At 39.9% G+C, this 15952-nt stretch carries 12 protein-coding genes and 1 pseudogene; 3 read left to right on the forward strand and 10 right to left on the reverse strand.

From position 1 onward, the window contains the following. Positions 1 to 28: 28 nt before the first annotated feature. From BVH04_RS06330 to BVH04_RS06370, 9 genes and pseudogenes are all read right to left on the reverse strand, one after another. Positions 29 to 451 (reverse strand): BrxA/BrxB family bacilliredoxin, encoded by a 423-nt coding sequence (locus tag BVH04_RS06330; protein ID WP_086540632.1) that lies wholly within the window; start codon positions 449 to 451, stop codon positions 29 to 31. A 26-nt stretch (positions 452 to 477) separates the two neighbouring features. Continuing rightward, complete coding sequence (locus BVH04_RS06335) at positions 478 to 822, reverse strand: iron-sulfur cluster assembly protein (RefSeq protein WP_086540709.1); 345 nt, start codon at positions 820 to 822, stop codon at positions 478 to 480. 4 nt (positions 823 to 826) lie between these two features. Then, a complete protein-coding gene (locus tag BVH04_RS06340; RefSeq protein ID WP_086540633.1) occupies positions 827 to 1258 on the reverse strand; it encodes a SufE family protein in 432 nt (143 codons plus the stop codon). Next, positions 1255 to 2478: a cysteine desulfurase gene (locus BVH04_RS06345; protein ID WP_086540634.1), complete on the reverse strand. Its 1224-nt coding sequence runs from the start codon at positions 2476 to 2478 to the stop codon at positions 1255 to 1257. Before BVH04_RS06345 ends, BVH04_RS06340 begins: the two co-directional genes overlap by 4 nt. A gap of 4 nt (positions 2479 to 2482) precedes the next feature. Then, the gene (gene sufD, locus BVH04_RS06350; RefSeq protein ID WP_086540635.1) at positions 2483 to 3751 is read right to left on the reverse strand and encodes a Fe-S cluster assembly protein SufD; all 1269 of its coding nucleotides are present in this window, start codon (positions 3749 to 3751) and stop codon (positions 2483 to 2485) included. Positions 3752 to 3773: 22 nt separating this feature from the next. Next, positions 3774 to 4538 (reverse strand): Fe-S cluster assembly ATPase SufC, encoded by a 765-nt coding sequence (gene sufC / locus BVH04_RS06355; protein WP_086540636.1) that lies wholly within the window; start codon positions 4536 to 4538, stop codon positions 3774 to 3776. Next, positions 4526 to 4945: pseudogene (locus BVH04_RS25735) on the reverse strand (four helix bundle protein). Before BVH04_RS25735 ends, sufC begins: the two are co-directional and overlap by 13 nt. A 63-nt stretch (positions 4946 to 5008) precedes the next feature. After that, a complete protein-coding gene (gene sufB, locus BVH04_RS06365; RefSeq protein WP_086540637.1) occupies positions 5009 to 6454 on the reverse strand; it encodes a Fe-S cluster assembly protein SufB in 1446 nt (481 codons plus the stop codon). A gap of 232 nt (positions 6455 to 6686) precedes the next feature. Beyond that, on the reverse strand, positions 6687 to 7160 hold the full coding sequence (locus BVH04_RS06370; protein ID WP_057935770.1) for an Lrp/AsnC ligand binding domain-containing protein: 474 nt from the start codon (positions 7158 to 7160) through the stop codon (positions 6687 to 6689). A 769-nt stretch (positions 7161 to 7929) separates the two neighbouring features. Between BVH04_RS06370 and BVH04_RS06375 the strand changes: the two genes are divergently transcribed. Together BVH04_RS06375 and BVH04_RS06380 are read left to right on the forward strand one after the other, a co-directional pair. Then, on the forward strand, positions 7930 to 9849 hold the full coding sequence (locus BVH04_RS06375) for a M14 family metallopeptidase (RefSeq protein ID WP_086540638.1): 1920 nt from the start codon (positions 7930 to 7932) through the stop codon (positions 9847 to 9849). Between the two features lie 3 nt (positions 9850 to 9852). Continuing rightward, positions 9853 to 12681 (forward strand): S9 family peptidase, encoded by a 2829-nt coding sequence (locus BVH04_RS06380; protein ID WP_086540639.1) that lies wholly within the window; start codon positions 9853 to 9855, stop codon positions 12679 to 12681. Positions 12682 to 12763: 82 nt separating this feature from the next. Here BVH04_RS06380 and BVH04_RS06385 read toward each other — a convergent pair whose 3' ends face one another. Next, complete coding sequence (locus BVH04_RS06385; protein WP_086540640.1) at positions 12764 to 13558, reverse strand: thymidylate synthase; 795 nt, start codon at positions 13556 to 13558, stop codon at positions 12764 to 12766. Between the two features lie 134 nt (positions 13559 to 13692). Here BVH04_RS06385 and BVH04_RS06390 point away from each other — a divergent pair, with 134 nt between their 5' ends. Further along, a complete protein-coding gene (locus tag BVH04_RS06390; protein WP_086540641.1) occupies positions 13693 to 15945 on the forward strand; it encodes an efflux RND transporter permease subunit in 2253 nt (750 codons plus the stop codon). The last annotated feature ends 7 nt before the right edge of the window (positions 15946 to 15952 follow it).

The raw sequence follows: 15952 nt of genomic DNA on the forward strand, positions 1-15952 counted from the left end.
TAATAAAAAAAGCCCCGAAGGGCTAATTTTATGCACAGAAATGCTCGAATACTTCCACTAAGTGGTCGCCGATCATTTTTGCATTTCTGCCTTCAATATGATGGCGCTCGATGAAGTGAACCAACTCACCATCTTTGAATAAAGCCATAGCTGGAGAAGATGGAGGATAAGGAAGGCAGAGCTCTCTTATTTTCTCTACAGCATCTCTATCGTTGCCTGCAAAAACGGTGGCAAGAGTAGTGGGTTTTACTTTCGCATTTTCAACCGCGTAGGTAATTCCTGGTCTTGCAGCTCCTGCAGCACAGCCACACACTGAATTTACTACGACAAGGGTAGTACCTTTATGGTCTGAACCAAGATGCGTTGCAACTTGCTCAGCAGTTCTGAACTCTTCAAATCCTATACTGGAAAGTTCCGCTCTCATTGGAGCGATCAATTCTTCTGGATACATATTATTACTAGTTTTAAAGTTCTTAATTAGAGAAAGCCCAATTCAAGTTTTGCGGCTTCTGACATCATATCCTGAGAATAAGGTGGATCAAATGTCAATTCAATTTCCACATTATTAATTCCCTGAATCTGTTGGATTTTGTCTTTTACCTCTGTAGGAATATACTCTGCTGAAGGGCAGTTTGGAGACGTCAATGTCATCAGGACATAGACATTGTTTACAGGGTAAACAGTGATCTCATAGATCAAACCAAGATCATATACATCCACAGGAATCTCAGGATCATATACCAACTTAATCGCTTGTACTACCTTTTCCTTAAGGTTTTCTACTTGTCCTACTGTTGTTTCCGTTTTACTTTCTGTTGACATACTATCAGACATTTTGCCTGGCTTGAAAAGCCAAAGCGTACAACTTAATTTGCTTGATCATCGAAGCAAATCCATTCGATCGCTGGCTTCCGATGATTGAGCCCATTCCGATTCTCTCCACGAAATCAAGCTTCGCATTTATAATCTGTTCTGGACTTTGATAGTTCAATACTCTCAGCAAAAGTGAGATTAATCCTTTGGTTATATCTGTATTGGAATCAGCCTGGAAATGGACTTTCCCACCTTTTTCTTCAGCTATCAACCAAACTTTGGATTGGCAGCCTTTGATGGTATTCTCCTCAATTCTTTCATTATCAGGAAAATCTTCCAGGCCTGCGCCCAATTCCATGATGTAATAAATTGTGGATTCTTTGTCATCCCCAAGGATTTCAAATTCCGAAACTATCTCATCTTGAACTTCCTGAATGTTGCTCATTTATTTTTTATTCGGGCAATTCGGCTTACGCCTTCTGCCAGTTTATCTATTTCTGATTTGGAATTGTAAACAGCAAATGAAGCTCTTACAGTTCCTTCTAGTCCCAATCTTTTCATTAGTGGTTGCGTGCAATGATGGCCTGTTCTGACGGCGATACCATTCGCGTCCAGCATCATTCCCACATCATAAGGATGCATCGCATTGATGTTAAAAGAAAGTACACTTACTTTTTCTTTGGCTGTGCCGACAGGGATAAAACCCTTGATTTGCGTCAGTTGCTCATTGGCGTAGGCAAGCAATTCATCTTCATGAGTTCTGATCGCATCTTTGCCTAGTTCGCTGATAAAATCAATTGCAGATTTAAAAGCGATTACGTCAGCAATATTCGGTGTACCTGCTTCGAATTTGAATGGGATGTCATTGTAGGTAGTTTTCTCAAACGTTACCTCTTTGATCATTTCTCCACCACCTTGATAAGGAGGCATAGATTCAAACACTTCTCTCTTTCCGTATAAAATACCCAGACCCGTGGGCCCGTAAAGCTTGTGTGCAGAAAAAGCAAAGAAATCACAATCCAAATCCTGTACATCTATATGCAAATGACTGGAACTTTGGGCTCCATCCAGAAGTACTTTTGCACCAACTGCATGTGCAGCATCAATTATTTTTTTGACAGGATTTATTGTTCCCAGCGCATTTGAAGCGTGGACAATGCTGACTAATTTGGTTTTTGGAGAAAGCAATTTTTCGAAATCTTCAAAAATAATCTCTCCAGCCTCATTGATTGGTATTACCTTTAAAACAGCGCCTTTTTCTTCGCAGAGCATTTGCCAAGGCACAATATTGGAGTGATGCTCCAGTGTAGAAATGATGATTTCGTCACCTTTTTCTACGAACTTTCTCCCAAAAGTAGAAGCTACCAGATTGATGCTTTCTGTAGTTCCTTTGGTGAAAATCACTTCTGCAGCTTCGCGAGCATTCACAAAATGCTGGATGGCTTCACGGGTTTCTTCAAAATAACGAGTTGCTCGATCTGCTAATGCATGAGCTCCCCGGTGAATATTTGAATTATCTTTTTCGTAATAATTCGTCAAAGCATCAAGAACAGACTTCGGCTTTTGCGTCGTAGCGGCATTGTCAAAATATACCAAAGGCTTACCATGCACTTCTTGGTGAAGTACTGGAAACAAGCCTTTTATTTTTTCTATGTCTAGTCCCATTTTGTTAGAAGTTACTTCCTAAGCGTCTCTGAACCTGCGCGATGCAATACTCACGGAAACTCTCATCTGTAATATGATCCAATACTTCACCTGCGAATGCATAAAGCAATAAGCCTTTCGCTTGATCTTTTGCAATACCTCTTGCCTGAAGATAGAATAATGCTTCTTCGTCCAGCTGACCAGTAGTACAGCCGTGAGAACATTTCACATCGTCAGCCCAGATTTCAAGTTGTGGCTTGGTATTCACCACCGCATCTTCCGAAAGAAGAATATTGTTGTTTTGCTGGAAAGCATTCGTTTTCTGAGCGTCTTGTCTTACAAAGATTTTCCCATTGAAAACCCCTCTTGAACTGTCTGCCAGAATTCCTTTATAAAGTTCATTGGATTCACTATGAGCTACGGTATGATCCATGTTGGTATGATTATCCACGTGAGACTTACCATTCAGCAAATACAAACCGTACATGTTTCCTTCAGAATTACTTCCCAGAATATTTATGCTCAAGTTATTTCTCACCAACTCGCCTGAAAGAGAAATGTTCACAGAAGTGAATCTTCCGTCTTTCTGAATATCAGTTTCCGTAGTACTGACTTCGATGGCATTTTTGCCTTCATTCTGGAGATTGTAACAGCGAATCTGAGTATTCAATCCACCTTTCAATTCCATTACTTTATTGGCAAAATAAGGAGTGTCGCTTAGATTTACACTGTGATTGATAAATGTCACCTCTGCAAAGTCCCCAGCTTCAATCCAGACTCTTGGTTGGATCACCTGACCACCATTAGCTTTGAAGAAATTCAACAACAGAATCGGCATTTGAATTTGAGCCTTTTTCGGGACAGAAATAAAAATTCCACCTTCAAAAGAACTTTGATTCAATGCGCAAAATGGATCTTTCCCTGGCTTGGCAATACTTCCGATAGCTGTATCAGCTTTTTCTGAAAGAAGAGCAACTTCCACTCCTTCGATAGTAGATGAAAGTGAGGGCTGAAAATGTCCATTGGCAAATACCAAAACGTCGCCAGCGTAACCTTCAAATACATTTGCCTTCACCTGATCGGCGGTTACTTCAAAAGCTCCTGCTGGCGCAAAATTTTGAATGCTTTGCTCGAGCTTTTTCGTAATCGCGGTGAATTTGTATTCTTCTGATTTATTGGTAGGGAATCCTTGGTCTTGGAAAGCTTCCTTTCCTGCAGCGCGGACTTGTTCAAAGCCAGTGCCTACATTTGCCAACAATTCCACAAGTATATCTTGCTTTATTAGCGTACTCATGTGTGATGTTTTAGAATGAAAATCAAACGGTAGCTCTAGAATCGACTTCGTCTTTGATCCAGTCGTATCCTTTTTCTTCTAGCTCTAATGCAAGCTCTTTACTACCTGATTTTACAATTTGTCCATTGTACAATACGTGTACAAAATCAGGAATGATGTAATCCAGTAATCGCTGGTAGTGAGTTACAATGATGGTCGCATTATCTTTTGATTTCAACTGATTCACGCCATTTGATACTATGCGAAGTGCATCGATGTCCAAACCTGAATCTGTTTCATCCAAAATAGAAAGGGTAGGAGCGAGCATCGCCATTTGGAATATCTCGTTTCTTTTCTTTTCTCCGCCTGAGAAACCTTCGTTCAAAGCTCTGCTCAAAAGTTTCTGATCCATCTCAACCAGTTTCATCTTCTCTTTCATCAATGTCAAGAACTTTACCGCATCAAGAGCTTCTTCGCCACGGTATTCTCTTACTTGATTGACTGCAGTTCTCAGGAAGTTAGTCGAGCTGACTCCCGGGATCTCTACTGGATATTGGAATGCAAGAAAAACACCTTCTCTCGCTCTAACTTCCGGAGAAAGGTCGAGAAGATTTTTTCCTTTGAAAGAAACTTCACCTTCGGTTACTTCATATTCTTCTCTTCCTGCCAAAACTGAGGCAAGAGTAGATTTACCTGAGCCGTTAGGACCCATGATCGCATGAACTTCTCCTGCTTTCACTTCAAGATTGATACCTCTTAGGATTGGAGTCCCTTCGATAGAGGCGTGCAAATTTTTTATACTAAGCATAATTTTAAATTTGACATTTGATATTTGAAATTAGGGAAACTTAAATTTGAGCTTTTAAACTTATCCCCTCTAATCTCAGTGTCTTTTAAATACTTTATGAATCCAGAAATAGACTTGCTGATTTCTAAACTTTTCTCCCAGGTCACACAAAGTGTTTCTTCTGAAATATATTTTCGGTCAAAAGCTCTAAATAATTGAGATCTTGACTTTCCTGCTGAAGCTTCTGCGATACTTAAGAATTGTATGAATTCTCTATTTCCCTCACGTTAAAATCCTTCAGCGATATTGTCCATGGTAAAACCTGAGCATGAATTAATTTGATTTCTTAGACTGAAATCATTTTGGCAACCATTTTTTAGAGTTAGTGCAAAAATAATTTTGCAATATTTTCTCGCCTTTTGCCAGATGTCTAAATCTTAGAAGCAAGTGATGGTTGCCATAATCTCAAATCATAAATTTCAAATCACAAATTATCCTACAGATCCCTCAAGCGTAAGCGCTAGTAATTTCTGTGCTTCGACAGCAAATTCCATTGGCAGTTGATTCAATACCTCTTTGGCGTATCCATTTACTATCAGTGCAACTGCATCTTCTGTCGCAATACCTCGTTGGTTGCAATAGAAAAGCTGGTCTTCTCCGATCTTCGAAGTAGTAGCTTCATGCTCCACTTTGGCAGTAGAATTACTGATATCGATGTATGGGAACGTATGTGCTCCACAACGATCTCCCATTAGCAAGGAATCGCATTGGGAGAAGTTACGTGCGTTAGTTGCCCGCTTCATCACCTGTACTTGACCACGGTATGAGTTTTGGGATTTTCCTGCGGAAATACCTTTGGATACAATTCTCGATTTGGTGTTTTTACCAATGTGAATCATTTTCGTTCCTGTATCTGCTTGCTGGTAGTGATTGGTTACCGCGACAGAATAGAATTCTCCGATGGAATTGTCTCCCTTAAGAATACAAGACGGGTACTTCCAAGTTACAGCAGAACCTGTTTCTACTTGTGTCCAGGAAATCTTCGAGAAGTCACCAGCACAAATACCTCGCTTTGTTACAAAGTTATAAATACCACCTACTCCTTCTTTGCTTCCTGGGAACCAGTTCTGGACAGTAGAATATTTTACTTCTGCATGTGCTCCAGCGTAGATTTCTACTACTGCTGCGTGCAACTGATTCTCATCACGTTGTGGCGCAGTACATCCTTCTAGGTAAGAAACGTATGATTCATCTTCAGCTATGATCAGCGTTCTTTCAAACTGACCTGTATTTGCTGCATTGATTCGGAAGTAAGTGGAAAGCTCCATTGGGCAACGAACGCCTTTTGGAATATAGCAGAAAGATCCATCTGAGAACACCGCAGAGTTGAGCGCTGCATAGTAGTTGTCCGTCATCGGAACTACCGAACCCAAATATTTCTTCACCAATTCAGGATGTTCTTTTACGGCTTCGCTAAAAGAGCAGAACACGATTCCCAATTTGGAAAGTGTGCCTTTGAATGTAGTAGCTACAGAAACGGAATCAAGCACTGCGTCAACAGCTATGCCTTGAAGTCTCTTTTGCTCATTCAAATTGATTCCTAGTCTCTTATAGATATCAAGCAATTCAGGATCTACTTCATCCAGATTCTTGGGCTTGCTAGCTAGCTTGGGTGCAGAATAATACTTAAGTGACTGCAGATCGATTTTTGGATAATGGACATTGGCCCACTTCGGCTCCGACATGGCTTGCCATGACTTGAACGCTTTCAATCTCCAATCAAGAAGCCATTGCGGTTCTTCCTTCTTAGCTGATATCCATCGAATAGTTTCTTCAGTTAAGCCTACAGGAGCCTCATCGGCTTCGTAGTTTACTGACCATCCGTGTTCGTATTCTTTTGATGTTAGTTCTTCTAAAATTTGATTGTCTTTGCTCATTGTTGCTGAGTTATTTAGACTAATTACATTTTACCTGCAAAGGTATAAGATATAATGAAAATATTGCGTTTCACCCCATTGGATAATTCTATCAAGCATACAAAAGTTGGATAGAAAACCGCTTTTTCATCTATTCTATACCGTCTTTACAAAAAAAGAGTATTGAAAGTTCAATACTCTTGAATTTAGATTTGATGTGAAAATCTTTTATTTAGATTTAATCTTAATTGGATTATTTCTCTTTGTCGAAAAACTGAATCGGTCTGTTAATCGATTCCTCTAAAACTATCAATGTTTCCGTTCTGTCGATTCCTTCTACTTTCTGGATATTATCAAGGACAAATCTCAAGTGATTCGTGTCTCTGCAGATGATTTTGGCGAAAATCGAATAATTACCTGTCGTATAGTAAGCACTAACTACTTCGGAAATTGTCTTCAGTTTTTCTATAACTGTATCATAAAGTGAGCTCTTCTCCAGGTAAATTCCCAAAAATGCCGATATGTCATAGCCAAGTTTCGAAAAATCAATGTTCAGTGTGGCACTTTTAACGATACCCATATCCTCAAGTTTCTTCATTCGCACGTGTACAGTACCAGAAGAAACAAAGACTTTTTTGGCAATTTCAGTATAGGGAGTCTTAGCATCTTCATTTAGAAGCGAAATGATCTTCAAGTCTATGTTATCGATATCTAAAATTTTGTCCATTTTTATCGAGTGATTTTGGATGATTGTTAATGAATGTGCCTGTAAATTAGAGATTGTTCAAAATATAGCAAAATTTTTTTTTCAATTTGTAATTAAAAGTAAAATCCACTTACTTTGGACTCGATATGAATGTTCAATTGAATATTTTGTTCATAGAGTAAAAAGTCGAATTAAAATTTGAGATCATGTGCATTGCCAAATTTTAGTTTAATTTCAACTGAAACTTTTAATCTCTAAAGTTATATTTGGGTTTATATTCTGAAAAGGGTCTTGCTTTTGGCGAGACTTTTTTGTTTCCTAGCCAGAATTTTTTTCAAAATATTGTTTCTAAAAATTTTTGGACGGTTTGTTTTTATACATCGTCCCATTTGCTACAACCGAAAATAACTTGCTCAAAAATTTCAATTTTCATTGAATAGGGTCCCAAAACACGCCGCTGACCTAGTCGACAGCTACTCTTCTTTTTTTTCTCAGAAAAAAATGGCAAAAATTCAAGGAGTAAAAGTTTTACTTCGACTGAATTCTATGGGAAGATTGAGTGGTTTTTAAGTGCTGAGCGATGTGGATTAAGGTTTGAAGGGCGCGGATCGATTTTGTGTTTAGAAAATTGCTTGATTATAATCCAGTGACTGAAAATGAAACTGATGATATGGGAACCATCGAGTTAGTAGTCTAAAAGCAGTAAGCCGATTTTTTCGATTTTTTTTAAGCGGTTGGGTATTGGTGGAATGTGGTTTTTATTTTTGATGACTTTATAAACGCCAATTCCATGAAAAAAACACTTATAATGATTTCATTGTCGCTCATCTACGGAGTGGGAATGGCTCAAGTTAAGACTTTCGGAGATCAAAAGATTTTTACTGAAAGTGACTCTGCAGCCAAATTCCATACGGTTTCTGGAGAGCGACATGGTTCCTCCTTTTTTAAGAAACATGAATTTCCAGAGGTGGAATACATCCCAACTGATCAGTTAACTTTTGACAAATACCATACAGTAGATGTCATGTATCATTGGTATGAAGTCTGGGCTAAGCAATATCCTGACATTGTAGACCTCTATGAAATTGCCAGGTCCTTTGAAGGCAGGCCGATTTTACAGATGACCATTACCAATAAGAAAACAGGGAAGGATACTGATAAACCTGCCGCATACTTTGAAGGAGGAAGACATTCCGGAGAAATTACCGGAAGTGAATCTTTACTGTGGCTCACACAGCATTTGCTTGAGAATTATGGCAAGGATTCAGAGATCACGCACTTAATAGATAGTAAGGCAATTTATTTGAGACCTCAGAATAATCCAGATGGATCAAATTTATATCTATTTACTGCACAAGCTAATAGAAGCACAGTCAAACCTCATGATAACGACAGAGATGGATTATTTGATGAAGATTCAGGAGAAGATTTGGATGGTGATGGCATACTTTATCAGCTTAGAAAAAAAGCAACTACGCCTGAGGAACTTGAAAAAGCAGATTACATAATTGACCCTGAACATCCTTCAGGAAAGTTAATGAAAAGAGTATTTCCTGGAAAAGGTGAGTATTTGATGTATTCTGAGGGCATTGATAACGATGGTGATGGCGATTATAATGAAGATGGAATAGGTGGGCTGGATCTTCATAGAAATTATCCTGAAAACTGGCGGCCAGATACCGGTGGTGATTTGACTGGACGGGGATATACTCAAAACGGAGCAGGCGAATTCCCAATGAGTGAGATAGAATCAAAATCTACAGTCATGTGGATGCTGACTCATCCGAATATTTCTGTAGTAAACTCTATGGATACTCGCGTTCCAATGCACCTAAGAGCACCTTCCACTTCCAAATCAGAAGAACGAATGTATCCTTCTGACTTGGCTATTTATAAGGAAATGGATCAATTGGGGCTCTCTTTTACGGGGTATCCGTGGGCAGGTGATGTATATGAGACTTATGCCACTAGGTATAAGGTTGATAGAATGACTGGTGACCCTTTGAAGCCATCTCCACTATTCGGTCATGGGCCAGATTTCGGATACTTCTATTATGGATCTATTTGGTATGGAGATGAGCTATGGAATAATGGTGCAATGAAGGATTACAATGAGGACGGTATTTACGATGATTACGATGCCTTGATGTGGGATGAGGAAGCAAATGAGGGTAATGGTTTTAAATCATGGACTCCAATGACGCATCCTACGCTGGGTGAAGTGGAGATTGGAGGATTTCATCCTAAGTTTTTTGGACAAAATGGGCCAACATGGCAATTGGAGAATTGGGCTAAAAAGCAAGCTCAGTTTAACCTGGCAATGGCTAAAAAACTTCCTGAACTTAAAGTTGAAAATGTAACGGTCAAAAAAATCTCTGATGGTGAATTTGAAATAGCACTTTCATGGAAAAATATAGGTGGACTTCCAGTGGCTCTTGAGCAGGCCAAATTGGTTAAAATTGTTCAAGAGGATAGGGTTTCATTGATTTTTGATAAGGAACTGACCAAAGGGTACGAGGAAGCAAAAGTTAAAATTGTGAGCCCTGAGTTGTATGACAAGACGATTTATGCTGGCTACACAGGACTTGGAGAAACGAAGTCGGCCACTTTCAAAGTACAGGTAGAAGGAAATGAGGAGATAAAAGGAAAAATCAAGTTGTCATCGACTAGAGGAGGGCTTTTTGAGCAAGAATTCATTATTAATAAATAGCATATGAAGAATTTAAGATTTGGAGTTTTACTGGCTGTATTACTCTTAGGTTCACATACTCTTTTTGCGCAGCAAAAACGGGCTCTCACTCACTCAGATTACGATGGATGGGAAAGATTATCTTCCGAGAAAATCACCAAAAATGGCCAATGGGTTGGTTATCAAATATCCCCTCAAGACGGCGATGGGCGTATTGAAATCTTCTCCTTCAAAAATCCACGCAAGCGTCAAGTAATTTCCAGAGGAACGTCATTTGATTTTTCTGCCGATGATGCCTTTGCCGTAGGTAAAATTGTACCTGAAAAAGATTCGGTTTATGTGTTGAAATTAAAAAAGACTAAAAAGGATGACATGCCTGCGGATAGTCTTTTTATTTATACTATGGCAACTGGCAAAATGGAGAAACTTCCACGAGTGAAGTCATTTGCCACTCCTGAGAAAGAAGGGAGCTGGATAGCCATTAATTTTGAAAAGGAGAAGAAGGAGAAAGGAAAAGACGAGAAAGAAGTAGAAGCTGACTCAACGGCGAAAGAGGAAAAGCCTAAAAAAGCGGATGGCACTTTGCTTCAAGTCCGAAAATTGGATGGTTCGGTTAGCTATGAGTTTGAGCGAGTGAAATCATATGGGTTCTCCGCAACTGGCGATTTCTTACAGTATGTTTTGGCTGAAGAAGACACCTTGGATAACGCTGCTATTTATTTGCTGAACCTTGCAAGTGGCGAAAGTAAATTAATCTCTGAAGGAATGACTTCTTATTCGGATGTCACATTTTCTCCCGAGGCTAACTACCTCGCATATATTTCCACCGATGATTCTACCAAAGCAAAAAAGCCATATCATTCGCTTTTCCTTGTCAAAACTGAGAATGGAGATGTGAAGCAAATAGCTACCAAGGATTCTGAGGGGATTCTGGCAAATGGAAGAATCAGTGCCGATGGCAATCTTAAATTCTCTGAAAACGAAGAGCGTTTGTTTTTTGGCGTGGCTCCAGACTATGTGGATTATACTTATGCAAATGACACAACCATTTTAGATGAAGATAGAGTAAGCCTGGATATTTGGGGATGGCAGGATTCTGAGATTCAGCCTATGCAGTTGAAGAATAAGGACAGTGAAGAGAAATTCTCTTATTTGGCGACAATAAATCTGAATACCGACAAGATCACCCAACTGGGAGATCTGGATTTGAAAAATGTGAATTTAGAAGCAAAGGTAGAACGTGATTTTGGATTGGCTTGGACAGATGCACCTTATCGCATCAATTACAGCTGGGACATTCAGATAGGACGAGATTTGTATTTGGTAGATTTTAAGGACGGATCCAAAACGTTAGTAGAGACAGATGCTTCTGGGTTTCCTTCGATTTCTCCAGAAGGTAAATACGTGTATTGGTATGATGGACGTGATAGCAGCTGGGTAGCCTATGATATTGCTCAAAAGGCAAAAATCGATCTCACAAAACAGCTTCCCGAAGGGTTCCATGAAGAATTGCACGATTCTCCATCTCTTCCTGGAAGTTATGGGAATGCGGGTTGGTTAGAAGGGGACGAGGCTTTTTTGGTTTATGATCGATTTGATATTTGGAAAATTGATCCTAAAAAACCTACTGAAGCTGTAAATCTGACACAAGGAGCGGGCAGAAAGTCCAATACAGTCTTTAGAAGACAGGACTTGGATCGGGAGGAGCGAAGCATTGATCCAAAAGGTCAATTACTCCTTACTGCATTCAATGAAAAGACAAAAGATGCTGGTTATTTCACCGGATCATTTGACGGTAAGTCAGCTCCTAAGCAGTTGATCATGTCAGCTAATCGTTACTATGGCCTGACCAAAGCGAAGGAGAGCTCTGCCATTTTCCTGAACAAATCAACCTATAAGGAAAATCCTGATTTGTATTTGGGAGATTTGACGTTCAAAAGCCTTAAAAAGGTTTCAAATCTTAATCCACAGCAAGCTAATGTGAATTGGGGTTCTGTTGAATTGGTGGATTATATGACCAATAATGGAGAACCTTTGCAAGGCTTGTTATTCAAGCCAGAGAATTTCGATACTTCCAAGAAATATCCGTTGATGGTGTATTTCTATGAGCGAAATAGTGATGGATTGCATAATTATAGAGCTCCTGCACCAAGTGCCTCTACGATAAATATCCCTTATTTTGTAAGCAATGATTACTTGGTTTTTGTGCCAGATATCAAATATGAACTTGGACTTCCAGGTCCAAGTGCTTATAACTGCATCATTCCAGGCGTGCAGTCAATTGTAGCCAGAGGTTTTGTGGATGCTGATAATATGGCCATCCAAGGACAAAGTTGGGGAGGATATCAAGTAGCTTACCTGATTACGCAAACGGATATGTTCAAAGCTGCAGGAGCTGGTGCACCTGTGGTGAATATGACATCAGCCTATGGCGGTATTAGATGGGGAACAGGTATGAGCCGCATGTTCCAGTATGAGCAAACACAATCCAGAATAGGAGGTACCCTTTGGGAAAAGCCGGTTTATTATATCGAAAATTCTCCCTTATTCTTTATGGACCGCGTGAAAACGCCAGTTCTGATCATGCATAACGACGAAGATGGTTCTGTTCCATGGTATCAGGGAATCGAAATGTTCATGGCACTGAAGCGATTGAATCAGCCCGCTTGGCTACTTCAATACAATGGGGAAGATCATAATCTGGTGCAGCGCAAAAACAGAAAGGATCTTTCGGTGCGTTTGAGTCAGTTCTTTGACCACTATCTCAAAGGCGCGCCAGTTCCACTTTGGATGTCCGAAGGACTTCCAGCTGTGCAAAAAGGGAAAACACTCAAGTATGAGTTAGAAGATTAAATAAAAAGGCTCAGGGTATTTTCCTGAGCCTTTTTACTTACTTCTTCACTTAGATTCAATTCATCTTAAATTTTCAAATTTCTTACACAGCCACTATAGCCTTAATATGCGGATGCGGATCGTAGTTGAGTAATTCGAAATCCTCGTATTTAAACTCAAAAATATCCGTCACCTCAGGATTGATTTTCATTGTAGGCAACTCTTTAATCTCGCGGCTAAGCTGCAATTCGGCTTGCTCCAAATGATTGGAATACAAATGCGCATCTCCAAAGGTATGCACGAAGTCGCCAGCTTCTAATCCACAAACCTGAGCGACCATCATAGTAAACAATGCGTAGGAGGCGATATTAAAAGGAACGCCAAGAAAAACATCCGCACTTCGCTGGTAGAGTTGGCAACTCAATTTGCCATCGGCCACATAGAACTGAAAGATCGTATGGCAAGGAGGCAAGGCCATATTATCCACATCCGCCACATTCCAAGCGCTTACGATATGTCTGCGGCTGTCAGGTTTGGTTTTGATTTGGTGAATGAGGTTTTTGATTTGGTCGATTTCCCCGCCTTTGCCATCTGGCCAATGTCTCCACTGATAGCCATAGACCGGACCCAAATCGCCGTTCTCGTCAGCCCATTCGTTCCAAATCGACACGTTGTTATCGTTGAGGTATTTGATATTTGAGTCGCCTTTGAGAAACCAAAGAAGCTCAATGATGATAGAGCGAAGGTGAAGTTTTTTGGTAGTCACTACGGGAAAACCCTTTGATAAATCAAACCGCATCTGATGACCAAAAATACTACGGGTTCCTGTTCCTGTTCTATCTCCTTTTACTGCTCCTTCATTCAGGATTTTGCGCATCAAATCGTGGTATTGCTTCATCTTTTATGTTTGATTTTCTAGTTTTGGCAAGTTAATCAGTTCATAGAATAAATGGAATTGATTTCACACAAAGCACCTTCATTCTTGTTATACTTGAAAGAATGATAGCACATTAAATTCACCCGAACCTTTAAATGTTTCGAAAATCAACAGCTTACTTATTACTTGTCTTTGCGATACTACTGAGTGTTTTGCTGTCGATTTTTCGTCCAATTCCTCAGTTTAACTATGATTTTGAAACATTTTTTCCTCAGGAAGACCAGGATCTCTATTTCTACCAAAGTTTCAAAAATCAATTTGAAAATGATAATGATTACTTGCTAGTTGCTTTAGGCAGTCCAGATGGAGAGCTTTTAAGCGCTGATTTTTTAGCAGAAGCAAGTAGCGTACATACAGAAATCCAGAAGTTAGAAAAAGTCGATACGGTCATTTCGATATTAAATTTGGAGCAGCCGGTCATTGGGGTATTTGGATTGTCGACCAGAAAAGTGCTGGACTGGACAGATAAGAGTTCGTTGCAAAAAACATCGGAAAATCTGGATCAATATCGTTCTAGATTAATTTCAAAGGATGGAAAATCACTCTTACTGTGGATTAAAAATGAGCAGAATATATCCAAGTCTGATGGAGATATTTTGTATAATTCGATTAAGGATATTTTTTCTCAGCACAAAATTGTGCCAATGGCGATAGCAGGGAAAATCCAAACGCAGGGTGACTTTGTGAAGCTTATGCAGGATGAATTCGGGCTTTTTTTCGGCTGTTCTATTGTCCTGATGTTGTTTTTGCTCGTTTTGATCTTTCGATCTTGGTGGGCGGTAATTATCCCACTTTTTGTCTTAATCATCGGAGTAGCTTGGGCTTTTGGACTGCTGATTTATTTAGGCAAGCCACTAGACGTGATGTCAGTGATGCAGCCGACTATTTTTATGATAGTGGGCTTAAGTGCTCTGATTCATTTTTTCACACACTTGATCAAAAAACTTAAAGAAGGTGACGACAAACACAAGGCTATCCGAGCTGTTTTTAAAGGGTTAGTTGTGCCAGTTTGGTTAACTATTTTGACAACTTCCCTAGGTTTTGTTTCTCTCTATTTCACGACTATCCCAGCACTGCAGGATTTTGGGTGGAGCACTGGATTAGGAGTGTTGGTGATGTTTTTTGCTGTGATCTTGGTGGCACCGGGTTTATTATTCCTATTACCGATTACTATTTCTACCTCGCTTCAAAAGTCTGAAAAACCGAGTGTTTTACTTGCTGTTTTCTCCTGGCAATTAAAGCACAGGAAGTGGATAGGGTTTTCATTTCTGGGAATTACTCTTCTATGCTTAGCGCTGGGATCAACTCTGAAGATTAATGGATACCTCCTTGACAATCTGCCTACTGATCATCCTATCCAACAGGATTTTGAATATTTCAATGAGCAATATGGCGGTTCAAATCCTTTAGAGATTTATCTGTCAGTTGGTAGTGGCGCAAACTCTCTGCTAGACTATGAGGTGCTGGGAGAGATAGATAAAATAGAAGCAAAAATCCAGGAGTTGTTTGGCGAAGGACAGATCATTTCTCCATTGACGGTAGTAAAAACTATCAATCAAGCACAAAATCAAGGAGATCCACAAGCTTTCGAACTCCCTTCCAAGGGACAGCGTCAGCGCATGGACCGATGGCTGGGAAAAGCTTTAGAGTCCAAAGGACCAAAAGTATTGACTGACGATAAAAAATCCGGGCGCCTCAGTGCCAGAGCACCAGATCTTGGCTCTTTGAAAATGACAGCGCTTCGAGAGGAGCTCAATGAATTTGTAAAACAAGAAGTAAATCCAGATTTGCTGCAAGTACGCTGGACAGGCACAGCTTATTTGATTGATAAAGGGCATAAATCTGTGACGCTGCAGATGGCGAAAGGCCTCGGGGTTGCATTTCTTTTAGTAGGTATTATCGTGGGGTTTTTGTTCAGATCCTGGCGCATTTCATTTCTTCTTCTCATTCCTAATTTTATCCCGCTTATCTGGATGCTAGGGCTGATGTATGTTCTGGGAATTGAGTTCAAGTTGACGACGGCGATCTTATTTACAGTAGCATTTGGGATTGCCGTGGATGATAGCATACACTTTATGAGTAGGCTAAAGCAGGAGCTTAAGTTGGGTAAAAACCTGATTTATGGGTTGAAGCGAACGTATTTGGAAACTGGAAAGGCAATTGTACTTACCACCATAGTGCTGACGGCAGGGTTTGGTCTCCTGATTTTCAGTCAGTTTGGCGTTACTCATTTTACGGGTTTGTTGATCTCCGCCTCCTTGATATTTGCGCTGTTGGCGGATTTGATGTTGCTGCCACTTTTACTTTTGCCTTTGAAAAAAATATGGGAGAAAAAATTCAAGAATTAGCCATTCT

Origin of the sequence: Algoriphagus antarcticus (genome assembly GCF_002150685.1) — a bacterium.
Taxonomy (GTDB): domain Bacteria; phylum Bacteroidota; class Bacteroidia; order Cytophagales; family Cyclobacteriaceae; genus Algoriphagus; species Algoriphagus antarcticus.

Coding starts and splice junctions, on each gene's coding strand:
- BVH04_RS06330 (WP_086540632.1), bottom strand. CDS start 451: ATGTATCCAGAAGAATTGATCGCTCCAATGAGAGCGGAACTTTCCAGT.
- BVH04_RS06335 (WP_086540709.1), bottom strand. CDS start 822: ATGTCAACAGAAAGTAAAACGGAAACAACAGTAGGACAAGTAGAAAAC.
- BVH04_RS06340 (WP_086540633.1), bottom strand. CDS start 1,258: ATGAGCAACATTCAGGAAGTTCAAGATGAGATAGTTTCGGAATTTGAA.
- BVH04_RS06345 (WP_086540634.1), bottom strand. CDS start 2,478: ATGGGACTAGACATAGAAAAAATAAAAGGCTTGTTTCCAGTACTTCAC.
- sufD (WP_086540635.1), bottom strand. CDS start 3,751: ATGAGTACGCTAATAAAGCAAGATATACTTGTGGAATTGTTGGCAAAT.
- sufC (WP_086540636.1), bottom strand. CDS start 4,538: ATGCTTAGTATAAAAAATTTGCACGCCTCTATCGAAGGGACTCCAATC.
- sufB (WP_086540637.1), bottom strand. CDS start 6,454: ATGAGCAAAGACAATCAAATTTTAGAAGAACTAACATCAAAAGAATAC.
- BVH04_RS06370 (WP_057935770.1), bottom strand. CDS start 7,160: ATGGACAAAATTTTAGATATCGATAACATAGACTTGAAGATCATTTCG.
- BVH04_RS06375 (WP_086540638.1), top strand. CDS start 7,930: ATGAAAAAAACACTTATAATGATTTCATTGTCGCTCATCTACGGAGTG.
- BVH04_RS06380 (WP_086540639.1), top strand. CDS start 9,853: ATGAAGAATTTAAGATTTGGAGTTTTACTGGCTGTATTACTCTTAGGT.
- BVH04_RS06385 (WP_086540640.1), bottom strand. CDS start 13,558: ATGAAGCAATACCACGATTTGATGCGCAAAATCCTGAATGAAGGAGCA.
- BVH04_RS06390 (WP_086540641.1), top strand. CDS start 13,693: ATGTTTCGAAAATCAACAGCTTACTTATTACTTGTCTTTGCGATACTA.